Annotated in this window: 26 protein-coding genes and 1 tRNA gene; 19 read left to right on the top strand and 8 right to left on the bottom strand. The window is 49.9% G+C overall.

Going from position 1 to position 20,611, the window contains the following annotated elements; translation table 11 throughout:
- Nucleotides 1–4 precede the first annotated feature (4 nt).
- Nucleotides 5–457 (top strand): type I restriction enzyme HsdR N-terminal domain-containing protein, encoded by a 453-nt coding sequence (locus tag E7745_RS09005; RefSeq protein WP_240740402.1) that lies wholly within the window; start codon nucleotides 5–7, stop codon nucleotides 455–457.
- Nucleotides 458–471: 14 nt separating this feature from the next.
- Here E7745_RS09005 and dnaA read toward each other — a convergent pair whose 3' ends face one another.
- Nucleotides 472–1,860, bottom strand: a complete 1,389-nt coding sequence (dnaA, locus tag E7745_RS09000; protein WP_136408687.1) for a chromosomal replication initiator protein DnaA — start codon at nucleotides 1,858–1,860, stop codon at nucleotides 472–474.
- A 431-nt stretch (nucleotides 1,861–2,291) separates the two neighbouring features.
- Nucleotides 2,292–3,074 carry a polyphenol oxidase family protein gene (locus E7745_RS08995; protein ID WP_136408686.1) on the bottom strand — a complete coding sequence of 261 codons (783 nt, stop codon included), beginning with the start codon at nucleotides 3,072–3,074 and terminating at the stop codon, nucleotides 2,292–2,294.
- 136 nt (nucleotides 3,075–3,210) lie between these two features.
- Between E7745_RS08995 and E7745_RS08990 the strand changes: the two genes are divergently transcribed.
- The gene (locus E7745_RS08990) at nucleotides 3,211–4,140 is read left to right on the top strand and encodes a DMT family transporter (RefSeq protein WP_136408685.1); all 930 of its coding nucleotides are present in this window, start codon (nucleotides 3,211–3,213) and stop codon (nucleotides 4,138–4,140) included.
- Here E7745_RS08990 and E7745_RS08985 read toward each other — a convergent pair.
- On the bottom strand, nucleotides 4,121–4,570 hold the full coding sequence (locus tag E7745_RS08985; protein WP_136408684.1) for an energy transducer TonB: 450 nt from the start codon (nucleotides 4,568–4,570) through the stop codon (nucleotides 4,121–4,123). The two genes, E7745_RS08990 and E7745_RS08985, sit on opposite strands and share 20 nt — an antisense overlap.
- Before the next feature lie 156 nt (nucleotides 4,571–4,726).
- Between E7745_RS08985 and porQ the strand changes: the two genes are divergently transcribed.
- From porQ to E7745_RS08910, 16 genes are all read left to right on the top strand, one after another.
- A complete protein-coding gene (porQ, locus tag E7745_RS08980) occupies nucleotides 4,727–5,782 on the top strand; it encodes a type IX secretion system protein PorQ (protein ID WP_136408683.1) in 1,056 nt (351 codons plus the stop codon).
- Entirely contained in the window at nucleotides 5,772–6,467 is a 696-nt protein-coding gene (gene cmk / locus E7745_RS08975; protein WP_136408682.1) for a (d)CMP kinase, read from the top strand. Before porQ ends, cmk begins: the two co-directional genes overlap by 11 nt.
- Before the next feature lie 49 nt (nucleotides 6,468–6,516).
- Nucleotides 6,517–7,389 (top strand): 4-hydroxy-3-methylbut-2-enyl diphosphate reductase, encoded by an 873-nt coding sequence (locus E7745_RS08970; protein ID WP_136408681.1) that lies wholly within the window; start codon nucleotides 6,517–6,519, stop codon nucleotides 7,387–7,389.
- Entirely contained in the window at nucleotides 7,382–7,882 is a 501-nt protein-coding gene (locus tag E7745_RS08965; RefSeq protein ID WP_136408680.1) for a 3'-5' exonuclease, read from the top strand. The genes E7745_RS08970 and E7745_RS08965 overlap by 8 nt, the downstream gene beginning before the upstream one ends.
- Nucleotides 7,879–8,229, top strand: coding sequence for a hypothetical protein (locus tag E7745_RS08960; protein WP_107033068.1), 351 nt, complete (start codon nucleotides 7,879–7,881; stop codon nucleotides 8,227–8,229). Before E7745_RS08965 ends, E7745_RS08960 begins: the two co-directional genes overlap by 4 nt.
- Before the next feature lie 235 nt (nucleotides 8,230–8,464).
- Nucleotides 8,465–9,781 carry a threonine synthase gene (thrC, locus tag E7745_RS08955; protein ID WP_124075941.1) on the top strand — a complete coding sequence of 439 codons (1,317 nt, stop codon included), beginning with the start codon at nucleotides 8,465–8,467 and terminating at the stop codon, nucleotides 9,779–9,781.
- Between the two features lie 97 nt (nucleotides 9,782–9,878).
- Entirely contained in the window at nucleotides 9,879–10,244 is a 366-nt protein-coding gene (locus E7745_RS08950) for a hypothetical protein (protein WP_124075940.1), read from the top strand.
- A gap of 31 nt (nucleotides 10,245–10,275) precedes the next feature.
- Nucleotides 10,276–10,812: a 1-acyl-sn-glycerol-3-phosphate acyltransferase gene (locus tag E7745_RS08945; protein WP_123399162.1), complete on the top strand. Its 537-nt coding sequence runs from the start codon at nucleotides 10,276–10,278 to the stop codon at nucleotides 10,810–10,812.
- A 23-nt stretch (nucleotides 10,813–10,835) separates the two neighbouring features.
- Nucleotides 10,836–11,636 (top strand): nitrilase-related carbon-nitrogen hydrolase, encoded by an 801-nt coding sequence (locus E7745_RS08940; protein ID WP_107033072.1) that lies wholly within the window; start codon nucleotides 10,836–10,838, stop codon nucleotides 11,634–11,636.
- Between the two features lie 116 nt (nucleotides 11,637–11,752).
- A complete protein-coding gene (locus tag E7745_RS14845) occupies nucleotides 11,753–11,914 on the top strand; it encodes a hypothetical protein (protein WP_160632081.1) in 162 nt (53 codons plus the stop codon).
- 245 nt (nucleotides 11,915–12,159) lie between these two features.
- Entirely contained in the window at nucleotides 12,160–12,621 is a 462-nt protein-coding gene (locus E7745_RS08935; protein WP_136408679.1) for a hypothetical protein, read from the top strand.
- 27 nt (nucleotides 12,622–12,648) lie between these two features.
- On the top strand, nucleotides 12,649–13,437 hold the full coding sequence (locus tag E7745_RS08930) for a hypothetical protein (protein ID WP_136408678.1): 789 nt from the start codon (nucleotides 12,649–12,651) through the stop codon (nucleotides 13,435–13,437).
- A 138-nt stretch (nucleotides 13,438–13,575) separates the two neighbouring features.
- Entirely contained in the window at nucleotides 13,576–14,223 is a 648-nt protein-coding gene (locus E7745_RS08925; protein ID WP_107033487.1) for a 50S ribosomal protein L25/general stress protein Ctc, read from the top strand.
- A 156-nt stretch (nucleotides 14,224–14,379) separates the two neighbouring features.
- On the top strand, nucleotides 14,380–14,943 hold the full coding sequence (pth, locus tag E7745_RS08920; protein WP_107033488.1) for an aminoacyl-tRNA hydrolase: 564 nt from the start codon (nucleotides 14,380–14,382) through the stop codon (nucleotides 14,941–14,943).
- Between the two features lie 40 nt (nucleotides 14,944–14,983).
- Nucleotides 14,984–15,415: an RNA-binding S4 domain-containing protein gene (locus E7745_RS08915; protein WP_123399154.1), complete on the top strand. Its 432-nt coding sequence runs from the start codon at nucleotides 14,984–14,986 to the stop codon at nucleotides 15,413–15,415.
- Nucleotides 15,390–15,536, top strand: a complete 147-nt coding sequence (locus E7745_RS08910; protein WP_136408677.1) for a RagB/SusD family nutrient uptake outer membrane protein — start codon at nucleotides 15,390–15,392, stop codon at nucleotides 15,534–15,536. The genes E7745_RS08915 and E7745_RS08910 overlap by 26 nt, the downstream gene beginning before the upstream one ends.
- A gap of 91 nt (nucleotides 15,537–15,627) precedes the next feature.
- Here E7745_RS08910 and lptB read toward each other — a convergent pair whose 3' ends face one another.
- From lptB to E7745_RS08895, 3 genes are all read right to left on the bottom strand, one after another.
- On the bottom strand, nucleotides 15,628–16,425 hold the full coding sequence (gene lptB / locus E7745_RS08905; protein ID WP_107033490.1) for an LPS export ABC transporter ATP-binding protein: 798 nt from the start codon (nucleotides 16,423–16,425) through the stop codon (nucleotides 15,628–15,630).
- 31 nt (nucleotides 16,426–16,456) lie between these two features.
- Complete coding sequence (gene udk / locus E7745_RS08900; RefSeq protein WP_107033491.1) at nucleotides 16,457–17,083, bottom strand: uridine kinase; 627 nt, start codon at nucleotides 17,081–17,083, stop codon at nucleotides 16,457–16,459.
- A 187-nt stretch (nucleotides 17,084–17,270) separates the two neighbouring features.
- On the bottom strand, nucleotides 17,271–18,476 hold the full coding sequence (locus E7745_RS08895) for a site-specific integrase (protein ID WP_124075939.1): 1,206 nt from the start codon (nucleotides 18,474–18,476) through the stop codon (nucleotides 17,271–17,273).
- 389 nt (nucleotides 18,477–18,865) lie between these two features.
- Between E7745_RS08895 and E7745_RS08890 the strand changes: the two genes are divergently transcribed.
- Nucleotides 18,866–18,936, top strand: a tRNA-Gln gene (locus E7745_RS08890).
- A gap of 347 nt (nucleotides 18,937–19,283) precedes the next feature.
- On the opposite strand, the gene E7745_RS08885 is transcribed toward E7745_RS08890, so the two are convergent.
- Together E7745_RS08885 and E7745_RS08880 are read right to left on the bottom strand one after the other, a co-directional pair.
- On the bottom strand, nucleotides 19,284–20,249 hold the full coding sequence (locus E7745_RS08885) for a transposase (protein WP_240740261.1): 966 nt from the start codon (nucleotides 20,247–20,249) through the stop codon (nucleotides 19,284–19,286).
- A complete protein-coding gene (locus E7745_RS08880; RefSeq protein ID WP_107037111.1) occupies nucleotides 20,224–20,595 on the bottom strand; it encodes a transposase family protein in 372 nt (123 codons plus the stop codon). Before E7745_RS08880 ends, E7745_RS08885 begins: the two co-directional genes overlap by 26 nt.
- Nucleotides 20,596–20,611 lie beyond the last annotated feature (16 nt).

Genomic DNA, 20,611 nt, shown 5'->3' with positions numbered 1-20,611 from the left:
TGCCATTCAGGCGCTCAACCTGCCCCCCGCACAGCTCAGACTGCGTCAAGGCGAAAAAGGAGATGAGATTTTTGATCCGCTGCGTGGCAAGTGGCTTGTTCTGACTCCTGAAGAATGGGTGCGTCAGAATTTCATATCGTGGCTGATCTCGGATTTCGGCTACCCCGCAGGCCTTATGGCCAACGAGACGGCCATCAACCTCAACGGCACGAGCAAGCGCTGCGACACAGTGGTCTACAGTCATGCGGCCAAACCGATAATGATAGTGGAATATAAGGCGCCTCACGTGGCCATCACACAAAAAGTTTTCGAGCAGATAGCCCGCTACAATATTGTGCTCCGTGTGAAGTATCTGACCGTTTCAAACGGGCTGCACCATTATTGCTGTATGCTTGACGAGGAGAGCGGCAGATACAGGTTTCTTAAAGAGATTCCGGCTTACGAGGCGCTGGTGTGAGGTCTGTCACGACTTCACACCGACAAGAGTTCGCTTTCTATTTTCGCTATATCGTCCTGAAGTTTCTTCTCAAGCGGCATACGTTCGTCGATCAGGCGGCAGGCATACAGCACGGTGGCGTGTGTGCGGCCCAGACGTGTACCGATGGCCTTGAGGGGCATTTTGGTGTGCTTCTTTGCAAGATACATCACCATCTGGCGTGCATCAGAGACTTCTCTTTTACGCGATTTAGTGAAGATCTGATCTGTCTCAATGTTGTAGAACGCGCTGACTTGACGGGCGATAGTCTCGAAGTTGACGGTGCGCTTGTTGAGTTTCACAGAGTTGGAGAGCACACGGCGCGCAAGTTCCACCGAGATATCCTTGTCAAGGAAGGTGGCATGTGCCAGAAGCGAAACAACCACACCTTCAAGCTCACGGATGCTCTCAGTGACATTCGATGCGATGAAATCCATCACCTCTCTTGGGAGCGAGAGTCCATCGCGGAGTGATTTCTGCGTCAGTACGTCGCGGCGGAGATCAAGGTCAGGCTTCTCAAGCTGTGCGGTCATACCCGACTTGAATCGCGAAAGCAGACGGTCCTGCATACCTTCCATCTGCGACGGACAGCAGTCGCTCGACATGATCAGCTGGCGGTGGTTCTGCTTGAGGTGGTTGAATATGTGGTAGAATGTTTTCTGAGTCTTGTCTTTGCCGATGAAGTCCTGGATATCATCAATGATCAGGGTGTCGATACTCTGATAGAAGTTGATGAATTCATTGACTTTGCTGCGCTGCACTGCGGCAGTGTACTGGCTTTCGAACAGACGTGCAGTAATATAAAGTACGCGCGCGCGGGGATTGCGCTCCTTGATGCGGATGCCGATGGCCTGAATCAGGTGGGTTTTCCCTACTCCGCAGGGACCGAACACGAAGAGCGGGTTGAATGTCTGGAGCTTCGAATCGTTTGCAATAGCCTCACCGATAGAACGGGCCACTTTATTACTGTCGCTGATGCAATAGTTTTCAAACGTATAGTCAGGGTTGAGCTGCGAGTCGATATCCTCTACTATCTGTTCCTTGAACGGATTCGAGGTGGCTCCGGGCATAGGCTTGACAGCCTGGCTGGGGTGTGCGCTTCCGACTGAGATTTTGCTGCTCGGATCATCTGCCACAATAGGATATTCGTAGATCAGACGGATCGACGGCCCGAAAACTCGTTTGAGGGTTTTGCCAAGAACGTTGATATAACGCTCTTCAAGCTGCTCGGCGAAGAACTCGGTAGGACAGTAAATGGTCAAAACATCATTTTCAACCCGCAGAAATGTCAGCGGGCTGAACCAGGATTTGAATTGTTCTGCCGGAATAATGTCACGAATAATCTCAAGACATTTGTCCCATTTTTTTGAGTATTCTTCTTGCATTGCTCAGTTAAAGTGAATAGCGCATGTCAATCAAACTTGAGTGGCAGGAGAAATGTGTCTGTGTCGGTTGATTGGAAACTTTGGCTGATTGATTATGCGCCGTTGAATAATTGTCAACTTGTGAATGCAAATTTCTTACTTTTTTTCTTCAAAATCAAACCGCTTTTTATTTGGAAGTTTCAAATAATTTATACAATACTGAGTCACAAAGACTTACACCGTATTTAACACTTACTTTAGCCCTGCATCCGCCACACCTGCGTATACTCCTATTTCTCAATATATTACGTCTGCAAACGCTCCTTTATCGACACTCTTTACACCAAGCTCTACAGATTGCGAACTCGCTGAAATTCGGCATTATGAAAATGCGGGCCAATTTCTTCCGGCGCAAGCTCTATTTATAATCATTCTAAATAAACACATCTTGTTCAGATCTTCCGTTTCAACATCACAAAGGTGAAATTACGCCCCGACTCCACCCCTGTAATACGAGCCGAAAAATAACGGCCGGGATGACATCGGGTGCACAGATCAGGCGAGAAATTTCTTATCCGTTCCGCCGGAATGCCGGCTGCCAGCAAACGGCCGGCCACATAGGCCGGAAGATCGATATGAGGGCGTGGCCACTCCGCTCTGCACACCACATACTCCTCAGGGAAACGAGCAGCCACCTCCTCCCCTACCTCAAAACAGTCGCAGCAAATAGACGGGCCGAAAAAGACATCCATGCGCGAGACATCGGCCCCAAGCTCAAGCATTGCGCCGACTGTATTATCGACAACACCTCCGAGCGCGCCCCTCCAGCCGGCATGTGCCACGCCTGCAACTCCGTTCCGTTCATCCACGATCACCACAGGCACACAATCGGCCGTAGAAACTCCGACAGCCACCTCCGGCAACCTTGTGACAAGGGCGTCGACACCTTCAATCGCAGCCGGATCTACCGGGAGAGAATCTATCACCCGCACATTGGCGGAGTGGGTCTGGCGAGGCACGATCAATGAACCGGCATCCAGACCAAGTTCACTGATAAGCATCTGTCGAGAAGCAGCCACATGAGCGGGATCATCACCGGTATAATGACAGATATTGAAATCTGCGTAAGGAGACTTTTGATTTCCATCTCCGCCTCTCGAAGTGAACATGGCCTGATATCCCGAAGAGGATGCCAGGCCGGTGAGCCAAGACGGATGTAAGGTAGATGAAGCCATAAGACGACGGGACCGACTTTTTTAGAGCTTGTACATTTGTACGGTTAAATGTTTTTGAATAATTTTGCGCGATTTTTTCCCGCGCAGGAAAGAAGTCACAAAATTAAGAAAAAATATCATTCAATCTCACTCGACGATGAGGGAATTCAGACTCAAAGGTCATCTGGCAATGTTAGGAGCAAACACCATGTGGGGGATCATGGCACCCGTGGCGAAGCTCGTTATGGCAGCGGGCATAGTCAGCCCGCTGCTGCTTACCAATTTCAGAATCTTCGGCGCGGCCATACTCTTCTGGATCGCATCACTGTTCACACCCCGCGAGCATGTGTCCTCGCGTGACCTGCTGAGACTCGCAGGCGCCGGCCTTCTCGGCATTGTCTTCAATCAAGGATGCTACGTATTCGGCGTGGGCTTCACTTCCCCCGGCGAAGCGTCAATCATTACAACGACAATGCCAATCTGGGTAATGCTTCTTGCCGCCGTCATTCTGAAAGAGCCTATCACCTGGAAAAAGGCAGGCGGCATAGCCCTCGGAGGCACAGGCGCGCTGATGCTGGTGCTCGGAAGCGCCGGTTCCGGCATGAAAGGAGACAATCCGGTGCTCGGCGACCTGCTCGTGCTGACCGCACAGCTAAGCTATGCGCTGTATCTCACCTTCTACAGAAATTTCATAAAGAAATACTCGGTGTTCACGCTGATGAAATGGATGTTTACTTTCGCCGCGATAGCCGTCACCCCCGTGTCGGTCAGAGAATGGATTGGCACTTCCTGGGGTGATGTCTCGGCTATCGAACTTGTCGGAATAGGCTATGTGGTCATATTCGCCACCTTCATAGCCTATATATGCACTATGATCGGACAGAAGAATCTGCGCCCTACTCTTGTCGGAATGTACAACTATGTCCAGCCAATTGTGGCATCGGTTATCGGCGTGTGCCTCGGACTCGACCGCTTCACACCGGTGAAAATAGTGGCCGTGGCGCTTATATTCTCTGGAGTCTATCTCGTCACCATCAGCCGCGCGGCTGCTCATGATGCCCATAAAATCAAAGGCGGAAAGGAATAGGAAGAATATAATAGACCGGAACAAAAGTATCTGAAAGCACGCCGGCGTCCCACTTCGGCATGTTGGAGATAATGCGCACAGCCTCACGGTCAAGCGATTTCTCAACACTTCTGATCACAGAGATATGTGACAGAGATCCGTCTTCATTCACAACGAAACCACACAGCACCCGCCCCTCTATGCCTTCGTGATAGGCCTGCGTGGGGTAGCGGCGTTCTTTGTTGATGAAACGCACCATCGCGCCATCGCCTCCGGGAAACTGCGGCTGAATATCTACGCAATCATATTCATAGACATCCACACAGACCGGTGCCGAGCCGGCACGTGAAGAGACATTGGCAATATGCCTGGGCGGCTGTGCCGCTGAAAAGACAGCGGCACCAGCCATAAGAGGAAGAAGGAGAATTGAGCGGAGTAGAGTTTTAGGCATATAAAATCAGCTAATGTGACAATACAAAATTATAATTCAGAGCGTCTTGATGCAAGTATTTTGAGATTGATTACAATTGTTTTTGTTTTGTTGACATTTCCGGCGACATATAATAATACAGGCACATGCGCGTTATTTATTTGAAGATTCCAAGTCATGACATTACCCCGATCCAAATATACGTCCCACGCCCATATCCGAGGCATACGCATTCTGTTCTCATTCCTTCTCGCCGTCACAGCAGCCGGAGGGATGAAGGCACAGGACAGTTCGCCAGCCTACCGTTTCCTGGAAATTCCATCGTCAACCCTGGCCTATGGCCTTGGCGGAATAAACATCACGGCAATCGAAGATGACATCAACAGCATTGATCAGAATCCCGGTCTGCTGGGACCTGAGATCGACATGCAGCTTGGCGTGAATTACATGCGCTATGTGGGCGACAGCAATTTTGCAGGCGTAAAGTTCGGTCACAGCGCCGGAGAACACGGAGCGTGGGCCGCAGGAATACAGTATTTCGGCTACGGCACCATACGCGGTGCAGATGTCAACGGAATCCTGACCGGCGATTTCTCTCCCAAAGACATGGTGTTCAACGCAATGTATGCCCATGACATCTCAGACCGCTGGCGCGGCGGCATAAACCTGAAGTTTATCTATTCGAGCTACGACGCCTACTCGGCAATGGCCGTTGCCACTGATCTCGGTGTCAACTACTACAATCCTGAGAGCAACCTGTCATTCTCAGCCGTCATAGCAAATCTCGGCGGTCAAGTCAAGCGGTTTCAGGACTCTTATGACCGCCTGCCGGTCGATCTGCGCATCGGCGTTTCCAAATCATTCGGCACAATCCCCATCACATGGTCAGTCACAGCTTGGAATCTCACCAAATGGCATCTTCCCTTCTATGACAACGGCGACGGGACTGACAGTTCAGAGCCGACTGTCAAAGACAGCTTCAGCTCAAACCTCTTCCGCCACCTGATATTTGCCGCCGACTTCGTGCCGAGCGAGAAATTCCACATCGGACTCGGATACAACTATAAAACCCGCACTGACATGGCCACATACAAGCGCAGCTTCCTTTCCGGGTTCTCAGTCTGCGCCGGGCTAAATGTCAGGAACTTCGGTGTAGGCGTAGCTCTGTCACAACCCCACACCGGCGCCACAACCATAATGCTGAACCTATCAACAAAACTATATGAATTCTGACAATCTCATCATAGCCATTGACGGTTACTCATCGTCTGGCAAAAGCACAATGGCCCGCCGTCTGGCGAAAGCCATAGGCTACCGCTACATAGATTCCGGTGCAATGTATCGCGCAGTGACACTCTATGCCATGCAGCACGGTTTCATCTCCGCTGACGGCTCGATTGACAAAGCAGCCCTTGTCAGCGCCCTCCCGGACATAAAAATCGACTTCAAAGTCACCCCCGACGGACAGCGGACTCAACTCAACGACAAAGATGTGGAAGACGAGATCCGCACACTCGAAGTCTCGGCCCACGTCTCCCCGATAGCAACGATAGCCGAAGTGCGTCGCGCACTGGTCAAAATGCAGCGCGATATGGGCGAAAGCAAGGGCATAGTGATGGACGGCCGCGACATAGGCACTATGGTTTTCCCGCAGGCCGAGCTGAAGATCTTCTGCGATGCGTCAGCTGAAAAACGTGCCGAACGGCGCTTCAAGGAACTGACCGAAAAAGGCCAGTCAATCACTTATGAAGAAGTCCTGGCCAATGTGGTCAGCCGTGACCACATCGACGAAACAAGAGATGAAAGCCCGCTGCGTTGCGCCGATGACGCTGTCAGACTCGACAATTCCGAAATGACTCTCGAAGAGCAGGACCGATGGCTTCTCGATCTGTTCAGGCGGAAAACGGTAGGACTGTGAGCCGTCCCGCCACATATATTTATTATATATAACAAGCGAATTTTGCCAGATGAAAAATTCACCTGTAATAGAAATTGATGCCCGTTCAGGATTCTGTCATGGTGTGGTGACAGCTATACGGAAAGCCGAGGAAGAGCTTGACCGCTCACCGGAACCATTGTATTGCCTCGGCGACATTGTTCATAACAGCGATGAGGTAGAAAGACTCGGACAGAAAGGGCTTGCCACAATAACCCATGCCGATCTCGACCATCTGCCGGGAGCCAGAGTCCTCTTGCGCGCCCACGGCGAGCCGCCGTCAACCTATGCCATAGCCCGCGAGAAAGGGATCGAGATAATTGATGCCACCTGCCCGGTGGTGCTCCAGTTGCAGAAACGGATAAAGCAGACTTTTGACAGCACCACTCCCCGACCACAGATTGTGATCTACGGCAAGGCCGGCCATGCAGAAGTCAACGGGCTTGTCGGGCAGACCAACGGCGAAGCCATCGTAGTGGAAAACATAGCTCAGCTCGACCGCATTGATTTCAACCGCGACATTGCTCTCTACTCACAGACCACAATGTCGCTTCAGGGCCTGGCAGAGATGGTCGGTGAAATCAACCGCCGGATTAGCCCCGGAGTACGTTTCGAATATTTCGACACCATCTGCCGCCAGGTGGCAAACCGGGTGGAACACCTGCGGGAGTTTGCCCGCGCCCATGACGTGATTCTCTTCGTGGCCGGAGCCAAAAGCAGCAACGGCAAAGTGCTATATCATGAATGCCGCGATGTCAACAAGCGTTCTTATCTGGTTTCAAACCCGTCTGACTTCCGTCCGGAATGGATAGAAGGCGCAGGCACCGTAGGCATCTGCGGAGCAACCTCAACTCCGCGCTGGCTGATGGAGAAAGTGCGCGATAAAGTAGCGTCAAATGGATAACTTCATAGCCATTGACGTAGAGACAGCCAACAACGAGCCGTCATCAATCTGCGCTATCGGCGCTATAAAAGTCATCGGCGGAGTAATCACCGACCGGTTCTACGAGCTCGTCAAGCCGGAACCGGAATACTACTTCCGTCATTTCACACAGAACATCCACGGCATCGGACGCGAGGACACTGAAAACGCAAGAGTGTTTTCAGAGGTGTGGCGAGATATCCACCGGTTTATCGGAGATCTCCCGCTTGTGGCCCACAACAAGGCATTTGACGAGAAATGTATCCGTGCCGCCCACCGCGTCTACGGCATGGACTATCCAGATTACCCATTCTACTGCACCCTGACCGCCGCCCGTAAACAGATTCCACGCCAGATGCTGACATCATATTCACTGCCATTTGTCTGTGATTTTCTCGGCATACCCTTCTACAACCATCACGATGCACTCGCCGATGCCGAAGGGTGTGCAAAAATAGCAATGACACTTCTATGAAATTCTTTCATCATACAATCTTGAAATTCCTGCCTCTCGCCATCGCCTGTCTTACCGGTGAGATATGCCTCTCATGCAGCTTTTCTGAAAACAGCGGCAGCCACACCGAGACCGTCTCAAGCAAGGTCAAAGACAAGAAAGCCTACCACCTCGGAGAAGAACATGCCGAACGCCTGCTGCAATATGCGAATAATGAAGATGCCCTGCAGGACGGGCTGCTCGACATTCGCGCCCGCATCAGCAATATCCGATCGAAACTCGGCACTCAGGCCGCCGCAGACTATGAACGCGGATTCACCGACTATATCCGCACCAACAACGACTCTCTGGCGAGAATACTATTTTAAGGGGGTAATAACAATAGTTAAAATCTGAGTGGTGTATCTTTTAGATAAATTATTATGAAACACCCTCTAACTCTGAACAAATCCTGAAGCAAACAGTTATTCCCGCAGATGCTCCGTCCGATCTACACAGACATCAAAATTGGCCATTTTCACCATTTTTAAATCATCGCACTTGCATCGGCGCTCCGAGTTAGTTATCTTTGCTTATCAAGAATCACATTCTGTTATAATCATCATGCAATTTTACAGCACAAACCGACAAAGCAGCCAGGCTTCGCTCGAAGAAGCTGTGATGACAGGCCTGCCGGCTGACGGCGGCCTTTATATGCCTGAGCGCATCCCGCTCATCCCACGCGCATTCTTCAACAATATCGCGGAAATGTCAATCCGCGACATAGCCTACGTGGTGGCCTCCACAATGCTTGGCGATGACATTGACGCAGCCGAGCTAAAGGATATTGTCTACAACACTTTTACTTTTGACATTCCTCTGCGCAAAATATCATCAGATATCAGCGTGCTCGAACTTTTTCATGGCCCCACCCTTGCGTTCAAAGACATCGGCGCACGTTTTCTCGCCCGCATCATCAGCCACTACTCCCGCAATCTCGACAAACCGGTGAATGTACTGGTGGCCACATCGGGCGATTCAGGCGGAGCTGTGGCAAGCGGTTTCCACAGAGTGCCCGGTGTCAGAGTGTTCGTTCTCTACCCGGAGAGAGGGCTATCAGCCAAACAGCGCCATCAGTTCACATCGCTTGGTGACAATGTAATTCCGATCGAGGTGCTCGGCACCTTCGATGACTGCCAGCGGCTTGTCAAGGAAGCCTTCGTGGATCAGGATCTGCGACGTAAACTGAACATCACCTCGGCCAACTCAATAAACATCTGCCGTCTGCTGCCTCAGATGTTCTACTATTTCTATGCCTACAGTCAGCTCCTCAGCGGGCAGCCAGACCGGATCGACAGCGATGGAGTGGTATTTTCAGTGCCTTGCGGCAATCTCGGAAACCTTACCGCCGGTCTTCTGGCCAGAAAGATGGGACTTCCGGTGAAACGCTTTGTGGTGGCTAACAACAGCAATGACTCCTTCACACGCTTTGTCCGCACAGGTCATTTCACTCCCGCCCGTCCGCACCACAGCATAGCCTGTGCGATGGATGTCGGTAACCCTTCGAATCTCTCGCGCATTACCGACATGTATAACGCGGCACCTGCGCCGATCAGCTCCGACATGAAGGCCTACTCCTACAGTGATGACGAAATAGCCGATTCGATCGCGGATCTTTACCGATCACACGGATATATAGCTGATCCTCATGCCGCCACAGCCTACCGAGCACTCGCCGAAGACCTTAAAGACGGCGAAAACGGAATCTTTCTCGCCACTGCCCATCCGGCAAAATTCGCCGATATCGTAGGACGTATAACTGGGACCGAAATCAAGAATCCGCAGCAAGACTCGACAGGCTGCATATCAGTCCGCCATGACGTGCCTAAAATCACCCCCGCATTGCAGGCACTCAAAAAAATCCTGATAACATCAACCTAAATCAATTCTTTTTTGTTAAATTTGCATAACTGCATCCGGCATCCACTCAATCATGGATGCCGGACGAAAATAAATCATCCCCAAAACACCATCACTTATGGCATCTAACAAACGTATTTTAAAGAAAGAAATCCGAATGATATGCGGCGCGCTCGCCGGCGAATGCGTGATAGCCAAAATCACCGTTCCGGGCATTGATCCCGAAAAGCTCAATGAAATCATCTATGAACTCGCAGAGCTACAGTACAACGCACTCAGCCGTGTGAACTTCGATTTCCCCCAGTCGCCCAAAGCCTTTGCAAGCGCAGCTGAATACAACAAAGCCCGCTCAGCCTACTTCAAAGCCGCCTACAGGAAGCTTAAGTGCGAGTTCAACGCTCACGTAGAAGCTATCGTCAAAAAAATGAACGAAGCTCTTCCGCAGGCTCAGAAAGACGCCAACAAAGCAGCTCTCAAAGCATAACAAAGATAAATAAACACGTAGAAGAAAAGCCATGTCATTAAGCGGCACAATCCTACGACTCTTCGGCTGGAAGGTGGTGTGCAGCGTTCCGGATTATCCAAAATGTATAATCTGCGTTGCGCCCCACACTTCCAACTGGGATTTTATTCTCGGAAAACTGGCCTACTGGTCGCTCGGCCGGCAGGCCGGATTCCTGATCAAACAGGAGTGGTTTTTCTTCCCGATGAACCTCATCTTCAAAGCATTTGGCGGAATCCCGGTCAAAAGAGGCAAAGGCTCGTCACTCACAGACACACTGATCAAAAAATTCTCGGAAACAGAGCGGATGTCAATAGCCATAACCCCTGAAGGGACCAGAGCCAAAGTCTCGCAATGGCACACCGGTTTTCTCCACATTGCCTACGGGGCCAAAATTCCGATAGTGCTCGGCGCCATTGACGCAGCCACCAAGACCATACATCTGCAAAAAACGTTCTTCCCGACCGGCGATACTGACGCCGACATGGAAGCCGTAAAAGCCTATTACAGGCCATTTACCGGAATAAACCGGGATAATTTTACCGTCTAAGCCTCAGATCTGCCACCGAAATAATGCTTAAAATCTGCGTCATCCCGCTTGACATCGCCTATGCCGATGTCGAAAACAATCTCATCTCGACAGCCCATCAGCTCAATCAGGTAGAACCTGACACCGACATAGTAGTCCTGCCGGAATTATTTACCACCGCTTTTGTCCCCGACGCAAAGGCTGTGGCCGCCACCGCCGAGCCGAATGACGGACGCACGGTTGAAGCCCTAAAACGCTGGGCTCAGTATTTCGGATTTGCCATAGCCGGGAGTTTCCTGGCCACTGACGGACAAGGCAATTATTTCAACCGCGCCTTTTTTGTCGAACCGATAGGCGACATCACATTCATTGACAAGCGCCACCTCTTCCCTCTCTCTAACGAACACACTGTCTATACCGCCGCAGAAGGCGAACCGCAGGCCATACGCTTCCGTAGCTGGAACATCCGCATGATAGTCTGCTTCGATCTGCGCTTCCCGGTGTGGACACGCAACAACCCTGATGACCTCTATGACCTTCTGCTGGTGCCGTCAAACTGGCCTGTGGCAAGAGTCAAGCCTTACAAGCTGCTCCTGGCAGCCCGCGCGGTGGAAAATCAGATCTATACAGTGGGAGCAAACCGCACCGGCTCCGACAAATTCGGAGACTATCCGGCAGGTATGACCTCCGTTTTCGACTGCCTTGGGGAAGAGATCCGCGAAACCCGCCGCAACGGCCACATCTATGCACTGCTTGACAAAGACCATCTGAAAGAAAGCCGAGAGCGCTTTCCGTTCTACAAAGCGGCTGACAGATTCACCATTGATCCAAAGCCTTCGCGATAGGAAGAGATCTCGCCGTTTTTTAACTTCTATTAACGCAATTCCCATAAACCCTACCATCCATTGGAGTGTTATTACCATTGAATACTATTTTGTATCTAACGTAATGACCAAACACAATGGAACCTAAAGACAAATTTTCAACCGTACATGAGGAATTCTTCGGCAACATCGTAGGGACAATTGTTCAGACCATCAAGACAATCACACCCCGTCAGACTCTCGACTTCATTGCCGACTGGTCAATTCCCACTTCTGTACCCACTCCGTCGCATAGCTGAAAGCTCTAAACCACAAACCAAAAGAATCAGATGTCAGCCTCACCCAAGCGTAAGGCTGACATTTTTTTATTCCGCTTAATCGAGCCGCATTTGCTTTCTTAAGACGGCTCTTATTTTATTGAATGGAAGATAAATCACGCGTAAAAATCAGCAGATGTGATTTCAGTCACACTTTTTATCATCGGTTTTTCCTATATTTGCACAGTTTACCACTTAACATACGAATTCTGCATCAAAATAGCAACATGAAAACCGGCAAGTCACACTTACTCCCGCTTATACTTGGCCTATTGATCTGCTTGTCTTGCGAGCGGTCGGGCTATTACAATGATGATCAGAGAAAGCGCCTCGATTTGCTGACAGCCACCAGATGGACTGAGCAATCAACTGATTCCCACGATCCGGAAAATCCGATCGAGTGCCGCCAGTCATGGAGTTTTGACAAAAAAGGCAAAGCCTCTGTCACTTACAAATGGACAGACAAGGACGGAAATACGACCTATAATGAAACTCAGTATTACGACTGGACTTTCACTACCGAAAATTTCGCAGTTATCTATCTCTACAGCGCCACACACGGAGACCTGTTCTGGCTGATAGAAAAACTGACTGCCGATGAGCTGCGCGTGAAAGCCGCTGTCATGGACCCCGTCTTAAACCCGACAATCCCTCAGAGACGAATAGTACTACAAGCAACTATGCGATAAACATTTAGCAGATACACAGGACCACATATGAAAAAATATCTTTCCACAATCCTTCTCTCGCTATGCCTCGGCATGGTGACAGTTCAGGCAGCCAGCATCGGAGAAGTTGCGGTAACGGCAGACAGCACCGCTCGTAAGGACCGCTTTAGAATGCTTGAAAAACCATTCATGCTTACCTTATCAGCAGGGGCTAATTTCAACACCGGCGGTCGTCATAACAGTGAAGTGTTCGGATGCCGCCCCGATGCCGCCACTCAGATAAACTTCCGATTCAACTTCGGATTTCACCGCAACTGGAATGTCTATGCCGACCTTGGCTACACATTCTACAGCATTCACTCCGACCCGCTTTCCGATAAATACGCAGACCTTCTCGTCAAACTGATCATGCCAGGAATCAGCACAATACATCCTTCATTCTCAATCGGCGCATCACACCTCTCCCAGGTAGGCCGATGGCAGTTCATGCCACGCATCGGAGCCGGATGCCAAGCGGTCAAAACCAACAAGCAGTCAAAAGAGTGGAATGGCATAAAGACTACCGTCAGACGGGAAATAGCCCCCTACTTCATCGAAGGCGGATTCGGAGTGGGCTTCCGCACATCAAGAGTATGCAGCGTGATCTTTGACATCTGCTATCACCATCCGCTTGAATCGGCAAGCCTAACCGTCAGCACCTCCGGGGGCAATCAGGATTCAACCGAGAAATTCAAATCCAAATCCTGGGCCAACGACCTCACCCTGTCACTCGGCATCCAGTTTCAGACCAACCTCAGCCGCTCAAAAAGAGCCGGATCAGCCGCTGCTGTTAAATAATGTGAACAGATGTGATGTAATCGCAGAAAATTCAGTAACTTTGCAGTCGCTTTTTAGCATCCCCGTGTGATGGGAAATTAAGGAGCAATTGAATTACAACTTAATTTTGAGTAACACAATCAAACAAATCAATCAGAAATGAAGACATTTCAACTGACTGCCGAACCCCGTACAGACCTCGGCAAAAAGGCTACCAAAGCCCTCCGCAAAGAAAACAAGATCCCCGTGGTTCTCAACGGCGGCGAAATCGTTAACCTTCCCTATGAGAAGGCTCTGAAACCCGGCGAAAAGCTTGTGGAGATCGGCAACGGCAAAGGCCTCGTGACTACTGACCTCGTAGTGACTCAGGACGCAGTCCGCAAACTCGTCTACACTCCCGATATCTTCGCTATTGAGCTTACTGTAAACGGCGAAACCCGCATGGCTGTCCTCAAGGACATCCAGTTCCACCCGGTTAAAGACACCATCCTTCACATGGACCTCCTCGAAGTGACTGACAAGAAGCCCGTCACCATCGAAGTTCCCGTTCAGCTCGAAGGCCACGCAGAAGGTGTGAAAGCAGGTGGTAAGCTCAACCTCTCTATGAAGAAAATCCGCGTGAAAGCTGTCTACACTGAAATCCCCGAACGTGTGGTTATCAACGTTGACCACCTCGGCCTCGGCAAGACTCTCCAGATCGGCGAACTCCACTTCGACGGTCTCGAACTGATGAACGCCAAGAACGCTGTTGTCTGCGCCGTTCAGCTCACCCGTGCCGCCCGTGGTGCTCAGGCCAACGCTCAGTAATCTCAGCATCAGCGCACACCGCGCATAAACCGATTTCATTGCGACAGATTTTCTCGACCTTTTTTCAAGCCGGGAGAATCTGTCGCTTGTTTAGCGGGCATCCGGGAGCCACCTCCCCTGCCCTACACCACATCAACCCTACTTTTAACCACTCCAATGAAGTACCTGATAGTCGGACTGGGAAATATCGGTCCGGAATATGCCAACACACGCCACAATGCCGGCTTCAGAATCGCTGACGCTCTTGCCGCCGGCGGCAACGCAAGCTTCTCGACCGAACGCTATGGCGATATAGCCCGCATGAGGGTCAAAAACGCCCAGCTGGTGATACTCAAACCGTCCACCTACATGAATCTTTCCGGAAATGCCGTCCGCTACTGGAAAGAAAAAGAAGGTATAGAGATTGAGAACATCCTTGTGATTGTTGATGACTGCGCCATTCCCTTCGGTGCCATCCGCATCAAAGGCTCCGGCAGCGATGCCGGACACAACGGACTCAAAAACATAGCCCAGATGCTCGGCACACAGGCCTATCCCCGTCTGCGGTTCGGCATTGGCAACGATTTCCCGCGCGGAATGCAGATCGAATACGTGCTCGGTGCATTCACAAAGGCCGAGGAAGAGGCTATGCCTGAAAGGATCGACATTGCCGTAGAAGCCATAAAAGCATTCTGCCTCACAGGCATCGAAAGAGCCATGAACATGTACAACAAAAAGTAAGCGCCGGACTCTCTACGCAGACACAAGATAAAAAAGCATCATGAACGAAGTCAGAATAGATAAATGGCTATGGGCCATGCGCATATTCAAGACGCGCACAATCGCCACGGAAGCCTGCAAGAAAGGCCGCGTGTATGTCGGCGACGCACTTGCCAAACCATCGCGCACAATCAAAGTCGGCGATGTGGTGAAGGTGCGCAAGCCACCGGTGACCTACTCTTTCCGTGTGCTCGCCCTGACCCAAAACAGACTTGGAGCCAAGCTCGTGCCTGATTATATGGAAAACATCACACCCCAAAGCGAACTCGATCTGCTTGAGATTGTAAAGATCTCCGGATTCATCGACCGCCGCAAAGGTCTTGGGCGCCCCACCAAACGGGAAGGACGCGAACTTGCCGAATTCACAGAATCAATGTCTGACGGCTGGGATTTCGACTTCCTCGAAGATGACATCGACGACGATCTCGATTGACTACTTCGCCTTCCAAAAGCGCAACAACCTCGAAGGCTATGCTTCTTATCAAAATCTTTGGCCCATACCCGGCGAGCAAATCGCACTTTCTCCCGGATGGGTTCAGAACCCTGGTTGCTAATCACTCAATTGCCCCCCTATTTAGCAAGCAATAAAAAATCAGACCGGATGTGACCGATCTGATCCTGATTTCTGACGGCGCCGAGGTTATGCTATTCGGCGTCGAATTTTTTGCGGTAGAACATGAAGTCTCGGCCGAGATATTTTTCGCGGACAACCGGATTTTCAGCCAACTCCTCAGAAGTACCCTGGAACAGGATCTTTCCTTCAAAAAGCAGGTAGGCTCGGTCGGTGATACGCAATGTTTCCTGCGCGTTATGGTCTGTGATGAGAATGCCGATATTTTTTTCCTTGAGATGATAGACCACAGACTGGATATCCTCGACCGCAATCGGGTCGACTCCCGCAAAAGGCTCGTCGAGCATGATGAATTTCGGGTCGATAGCCAGACAGCGGGCAATCTCCGTGCGGCGGCGCTCGCCGCCTGAGAGCTGATCGCCAAGATTATGACGCACTTTTTCAAGGCTGAATTCAGCTATCAGGCTTTCAAGCTTGTCACGCTGATATTCAGCCGATGTGTTGGTCATCTGCAGAACGGCCTTTATATTGTTTTCCACGGTCAGTTTGCGGAACACGCTTGGTTCCTGAGCAAGATAGCCGATGCCATTCTGCGCCCGCTTATAGACCGGATATTTTGTGATGTTAAGGTCGTTCAGGTAGATCTGTCCCTCGTTAGGAGTGATCAGCCCTACGGTCATGTAGAAAGTAGTCGTCTTGCCGGCTCCGTTAGGTCCGAGCAGGCCTACAATCTCTCCTTGCGTCACGTTGATCGACACATGGTTTGCAACTGTTCGCTTGCCATACTTCTTCACAAGATTGTCTGTGCGAAGCACCATCTTGTCAGGTGTGCCTACCGGTATCGAAGGCTGTATATTGGGATTTTGTTCCATCTGGTGGGGATGCTTGCGTGGAGAGATAGATTTAACGGTTTACAGTAGTGCGTCTGAGGCGCGACTCTATGTAATCGGTCAACAGCTGAATAGCCACCACATTGCTTCCGCCTTGCGGCACAATCAGATCGGCATGACGCTTTGTCGGCTCGATATACATCTCGTGCATCGGCTTCAACACATCCTGATAACGGTCAAGCACCATAGCCGGAGTGCGGCCACGCTCCACGCAATCACGCGCAATGACTCTGATCAGACGTTCGTCGGCATCGGCATCGACAAAGACCTTCACATCCATCATCGATCGCAGCACCGGGTCGGTCAGCACAAGAATGCCCTCCACAATGACCACCTCTCGCGGATCGACTCTGACTGTCTCTGCCTGGCGGGTGCAGGTCAGATATGAATATGTAGGCATCTCAATCGAGTTGCCGTCCTTGAGACGCTTGAGATGCTCTACCAGAAGAGTCCATTCAATGGAGGCCGGTTCATCAAAATTAATCTTACTGCGTTCCTCAACCGGAATATGACTTGAATCCTTATAATAAGAGTCCTGAGGCAGGACTGCAACTTCGCCCGGAGGAAGGCTGTTGATTATCTTGTTTACAACGGTGGTCTTGCCTGAGCCGGTACCACCTGCTATTCCTATGATTAACATAACGATTGGAAACGGGTATAAAATGATTTCTCTGACGGGGTGGAGAGTGTCCGCGAATAAAAATTATTGCAAAGTTAATCGGCTTGAAGCGATTCTCCAAATTTATAGTTACTGATTTTGTAATTAAAAAAGTCATTGTATGCACATCAGAAGGATTGGATCTGAAGACCGACATCGGCCATTAAAATCAAAACAGCGAACTGATCACTTTTGAATTGGCCCTGTCAATGGCCGAAGAATCAATTGATGAAATATAGATCCTCGTGGTGCGCTCAGAGTCATGGCCCATCCCCTGGCTTATCACACTTATTGGAACCCCCTGCGTGCATGCCACAGAAGCCCATGAATGACGGGCGGAATAAAGAGTGAAGCTCTCCGGATAGCCGGCAAGCACAGCTATCTTCTTAAGACTGGAATTTATGCGGTATGAAATATTCCGGTAAGCATAAGCCAGGTTCGATTGCGGATTTATCAGTATCGGAAACAGATATGGACTCGTGTTGGAGGGATATTTGTCAATTATGCGCTGCATCTCGGCAGTCCACTTCAGTTTTAGCATCTGCCGCGTTTTATGCCGGCTATACGTAAGATATCCGTTGTTCAGGTCAGTCTTAAGGATAAAGGCCATATCTATAAAACTCATCCCGCGGGTGAAAAAGCTCAGCATGAATATGTCTCTGGCATAGTCAAGCGCAGGCGATGCAGCGAGATCCATTGAATGAATCCGTCTGAGAACAGTCAGTGGCAAAGCCCGCTTTTCAGTCTTGTCAACCCCGGTGTACACATGACGGAAAATTCCAGGCAAGACAAAGGCCCCTTCATCGGCAGCCGTATTACACACCGCGCGGAGCACCCGCATATAAAACGAAGTCGTGTTAGGACGCAGCCGCCTGGCCTGAAGAAAAGCCTCGTAACGCTCGATCATGTCAGCATCTATCAAGTCAATGATTATATCTTCACCATGAAGAAATGACTTGAAACTGTTCATCGTCGACCGGTAATTCTGAGCTGTCCGGATTTTATTCTTGAGCTTAAGCTGCCCGATACGATGCTCGAAGAAAGCAAAAAGTCGGAATCTTGCCACATAACTTCTGCACTCATCCGCAATGTCTCCTACATTATAAAAAAGCATCGTCTTGTCAAGACGGCTGATTATCGCCTTCACCCGCCCGATGTGACACTGCAGAGAATGATTCACTCTGTAGAGCTCTTCCCGGCGGCCTGCTGATCCGGAAGCGACAAAACCACCCCTCTCGGAATCCCATTCCGCGGCATTGACAATATAAGGAGTAGAAATCAGCTTGACCTGACGCTCATGAATAATCTGGATATATAGACGTCCTTGCTCCGCATCGCCTGCCAAGGGCCTGAATTTAACTTTTACAGTAGCCATTTGTAACGTTTTTTTGCCTCAATATACTAAATTCAGTCCTGCGGACACCAATTAAATCCAACTCACCTGATCATCCCCGACACATTTTGCCAGAACTCACAAGCATCGGAGTCTATCCCAATGCAATCCGCCACAAAAAAATCAAAAAAACTGCATTTTGGCGACACCCCGCCAACACCATCAATAACCAACTGAAAATCAAGCAGCAACCCCACACAACAGTCCCAATCCAAACAACCGGTTCACAAAAAATCAGATAAAAAGAGAAAAAACATTGAAAAAAGTTGCCGAAATATTTGCAGGATTCAAAACAAACCCCTACCTTTGCACCGTCAAAAGGAAAAACGAGTAAGCGAGCTCAAAACAAACCCGATGACAAACAAAAAAATTGCCTTGTGGTGTAATGGTAGCACGTCGGATTCTGGTTCCGCCTGTGAGGGTTCGAATCCTTCCAAGGCAACACAAATAAAGAGCTAAGTCGCTAAGATTTAGCTCTTTCTTTATTTTTATTCCGCCGCAAAATGTTAAAAATTGTATTTTTGATACAATTTTGATACAATTGTCCATAATGTATGGTTTGTAGAGATTGATAATCGTATCAAAAATAGATATGCGAACTATCATTGGGTATCGCGTGTTTATGTTATCGAGTGCTAAAATTTAACAAAGATTCAACAAGTCTGTTTGAGTTTGATTGGCTCTCACCATTAATAACACTCTAACGTAACACCCGCAAATGCCAAACCCTAGGCTCAAGCCGAAAGCACGGTGCATATGTTAAATTGGGCAATTAGAAGTGTTAAATTTTTAGGCGTAGAGTTTGACTAATCGGAAGATGAAGAAGTCGCGGTCCCGGACACCACGCATTTGTGAGCGAAATATTTTGACTTTAGAGTTGAATGCCTCGGCAGAGGCATTGGTCGCACGACGACGGAAATAGTTCAGGATTGTTGGGGCGTGGTTCTTGAATGTTTTGATTACCGAGCGGAAGTTGTTGTTACCCAATGCCATTACCTTTTCATACCACTTGTTCATCCTCCCCATGGCTTTTGTCGGTGAGATTTTAGCGTTGAAAATCTTGCGCAGCTCCATCGCAAGGCTGTATGCAGCCTTCAATATTGGATAGTATTTGAACAGTATGTTGACACGATGGCGCTGTATGTCAGTCCATTTGTTCTGCGACATCATCAGAGTGTGTTTGCTGCGAGCCAGTATCTGGCGCATGGTCTCTCCGTTGGAGTACGTTACCGGCGGTTCGGACTTGTTGCGGTTGTTTTCCTCTGCGATGAGCTGTCGGCGAATGTCAATGCGGATTTCGTCAACGGCCTCATTATAGACCTGTTGGACATGAAAACGGTCGTTGACTACATGGGCGTTATAGAACACTTCTGCGGCTATGAGCATCATTGATGGCGAGAGATCGCAGGTCACTTCCTTGACCCTGCGTCTGATTGATTTCTCCATAGCTCCGATGAGTATGGATATAATTTCGTCACTCTTTGTTCCGGGAATGGCTGCCGCAAGTGTTCCCTTGCCTCCGTGGCCGTCCTTGTTGGTCAGGAACGTCCATACCTCCCCGTTGCTCAGACACGTCTCATCAAGACTCATGTAAGGGCCGATATTATCGGCGTTGAAATAGAACCCACAGCCAAGCTCCTGTTCGCACCAGTCGGCGTAACCGCTTATCTTATTGCGGTACAAGTCGGCAAAATGTTTGCCGTTGACGCAGTACATCTGCGCTATCTGTTTAATCGACAGGGCTGTCGTCTCCACCTTCGTCTTTTAAAAAAGCCACGAACTCGGCGCTGAGTCGTGTTCCTTCCTCGTTGGGAAGTTCGAGATTGTAGCTGAAGATTTCGTTGGTCTGCCTGTCCCACCACTTGTTCTTGCGCATGTGAAGAAATACAGGCCGTCCACGCATCGGATAGTCCTGTATTGTTACATAATCCGTATAGCCTCGCGCTACGATATTTGGATTACGATAGTCTTCATCAGACAGTTTCTTCTTTTCGTCAAGCCATATGTCATAGGACTGTTCCGTGCGCTCGAAGCGCACCATTTCAAATAGTTCGTCCATGCCCTCGGGCAGGCACATCCATATTGCATCTGCGGTTTTCATGCCACAAATTTAACAC

Origin of the sequence: Duncaniella sp. C9 (assembly GCF_004803935.1) — a bacterium.
Lineage (GTDB): Bacteria > Bacteroidota > Bacteroidia > Bacteroidales > Muribaculaceae > Duncaniella > Duncaniella muris.
The sequence above is the reverse complement of the archived record's forward strand: the minus strand, read 5'-3'. Positions and strand labels throughout refer to the sequence as shown.

Excerpts from the sequence above, each read along its gene's own strand:
- E7745_RS08880 (WP_107037111.1), bottom strand. The coding sequence starts at position 20,595 with ATGAAAACCGCAGATGCAATATGGATGTGCCTGCCCGAGGGCATGGAC.
- E7745_RS08965 (WP_136408680.1), top strand. The coding sequence starts at position 7,382 with ATGGATAACTTCATAGCCATTGACGTAGAGACAGCCAACAACGAGCCG.
- E7745_RS08915 (WP_123399154.1), top strand. The coding sequence starts at position 14,984 with ATGAACGAAGTCAGAATAGATAAATGGCTATGGGCCATGCGCATATTC.
- E7745_RS08910 (WP_136408677.1), top strand. The coding sequence starts at position 15,390 with ATGACATCGACGACGATCTCGATTGACTACTTCGCCTTCCAAAAGCGC.
- E7745_RS08930 (WP_136408678.1), top strand. The coding sequence starts at position 12,649 with ATGAAAAAATATCTTTCCACAATCCTTCTCTCGCTATGCCTCGGCATG.
- E7745_RS08945 (WP_123399162.1), top strand. The coding sequence starts at position 10,276 with ATGTCATTAAGCGGCACAATCCTACGACTCTTCGGCTGGAAGGTGGTG.
- thrC (WP_124075941.1), top strand. The coding sequence starts at position 8,465 with ATGCAATTTTACAGCACAAACCGACAAAGCAGCCAGGCTTCGCTCGAA.
- E7745_RS08940 (WP_107033072.1), top strand. The coding sequence starts at position 10,836 with ATGCTTAAAATCTGCGTCATCCCGCTTGACATCGCCTATGCCGATGTC.
- pth (WP_107033488.1), top strand. The coding sequence starts at position 14,380 with ATGAAGTACCTGATAGTCGGACTGGGAAATATCGGTCCGGAATATGCC.
- lptB (WP_107033490.1), bottom strand. The coding sequence starts at position 16,425 with ATGGAACAAAATCCCAATATACAGCCTTCGATACCGGTAGGCACACCT.
- dnaA (WP_136408687.1), bottom strand. The coding sequence starts at position 1,860 with ATGCAAGAAGAATACTCAAAAAAATGGGACAAATGTCTTGAGATTATT.
- E7745_RS08970 (WP_136408681.1), top strand. The coding sequence starts at position 6,517 with ATGAAAAATTCACCTGTAATAGAAATTGATGCCCGTTCAGGATTCTGT.
- cmk (WP_136408682.1), top strand. The coding sequence starts at position 5,772 with ATGAATTCTGACAATCTCATCATAGCCATTGACGGTTACTCATCGTCT.
- E7745_RS08925 (WP_107033487.1), top strand. The coding sequence starts at position 13,576 with ATGAAGACATTTCAACTGACTGCCGAACCCCGTACAGACCTCGGCAAA.
- porQ (WP_136408683.1), top strand. The coding sequence starts at position 4,727 with ATGACATTACCCCGATCCAAATATACGTCCCACGCCCATATCCGAGGC.
- udk (WP_107033491.1), bottom strand. The coding sequence starts at position 17,083 with ATGTTAATCATAGGAATAGCAGGTGGTACCGGCTCAGGCAAGACCACC.
- E7745_RS08985 (WP_136408684.1), bottom strand. The coding sequence starts at position 4,570 with ATGCCTAAAACTCTACTCCGCTCAATTCTCCTTCTTCCTCTTATGGCT.
- E7745_RS08950 (WP_124075940.1), top strand. The coding sequence starts at position 9,879 with ATGGCATCTAACAAACGTATTTTAAAGAAAGAAATCCGAATGATATGC.
- E7745_RS08895 (WP_124075939.1), bottom strand. The coding sequence starts at position 18,476 with ATGGCTACTGTAAAAGTTAAATTCAGGCCCTTGGCAGGCGATGCGGAG.
- E7745_RS08960 (WP_107033068.1), top strand. The coding sequence starts at position 7,879 with ATGAAATTCTTTCATCATACAATCTTGAAATTCCTGCCTCTCGCCATC.
- E7745_RS14845 (WP_160632081.1), top strand. The coding sequence starts at position 11,753 with ATGGAACCTAAAGACAAATTTTCAACCGTACATGAGGAATTCTTCGGC.
- E7745_RS08995 (WP_136408686.1), bottom strand. The coding sequence starts at position 3,074 with ATGGCTTCATCTACCTTACATCCGTCTTGGCTCACCGGCCTGGCATCC.
- E7745_RS08935 (WP_136408679.1), top strand. The coding sequence starts at position 12,160 with ATGAAAACCGGCAAGTCACACTTACTCCCGCTTATACTTGGCCTATTG.
- E7745_RS08990 (WP_136408685.1), top strand. The coding sequence starts at position 3,211 with ATGAGGGAATTCAGACTCAAAGGTCATCTGGCAATGTTAGGAGCAAAC.